Annotated in this window: 4 tRNA genes and 1 rRNA gene; all 5 read left to right on the top strand. The window is 52.0% G+C overall.

Going from position 1 to position 602, the window contains the following annotated elements:
* Nucleotides 1–5: 5 nt before the first annotated feature.
* The 5 genes from rrf to AC0TWI_RS02670 all read left to right on the top strand — a co-directional run bounded on the left by rrf (nt 6) and on the right by AC0TWI_RS02670 (nt 541).
* Nucleotides 6–121: ribosomal RNA gene (rrf, locus tag AC0TWI_RS02650) — 5S ribosomal RNA — on the top strand.
* A gap of 7 nt (nt 122–128) precedes the next feature.
* Nucleotides 129–203, top strand: a tRNA-Asn gene (locus AC0TWI_RS02655).
* A 4-nt stretch (nt 204–207) separates the two neighbouring features.
* A tRNA-Thr gene (locus AC0TWI_RS02660) sits at nt 208–280 on the top strand.
* A 23-nt stretch (nt 281–303) separates the two neighbouring features.
* Nucleotides 304–378 (top strand) — tRNA-Glu (locus AC0TWI_RS02665).
* Between the two features lie 87 nt (nt 379–465).
* A tRNA-Val gene (locus AC0TWI_RS02670) sits at nt 466–541 on the top strand.
* The last annotated feature ends 61 nt before the right edge of the window (nt 542–602 follow it).

Here is a 602-nt window from a genome sequence, read left to right on the forward strand (position 1 = left end):
CCTTGTCTGGCGGCGATAGCGAAGAGGCCACACCCGTTCCCATCTCGAACACGGAAGTTAAGCTCTTCAGCGCCGATGGTAGTTGGGGGTTTCCCCCTGCGAGAGCAGGACGCTGCCAGGCGAATCATTCCGCAGTAGCTCAGTGGTAGAGCTATCGGCTGTTAACCGATCGGTCGTAGGTTCGAATCCTACCTGCGGAGCCATGATGCTTCCATAGCTCAGTAGGTAGAGTGCATCCATGGTAAGGATGAGGTCGCCGGTTCAAGCCCGGCTGGAAGCTTATCATTCTTTTGGTTTTATAAGGGCCCCTTGGTCAAGCGGTTAAGACACCGCCCTTTCACGGCGGTAACACGGGTTCGAATCCCGTAGGGGTCACCATTTACTTTTAAAAAACAGTTATACTTTTTATCGCTTGCAGAATGAATGAGCTGACGCAGAGATGCGATGCTTATCATAATGTCAAATGGAGGATTAGCTCAGCTGGGAGAGCATCTGCCTTACAAGCAGAGGGTCGGCGGTTCGATCCCGTCATCCTCCACCATATTTATGCCGGCCTAGCTCAATTGGTAGAGCAACTGACTTGTAATCAGTAGGTTGGGGGT

This window comes from Lederbergia sp. B243.17 (genome assembly GCF_057657925.1).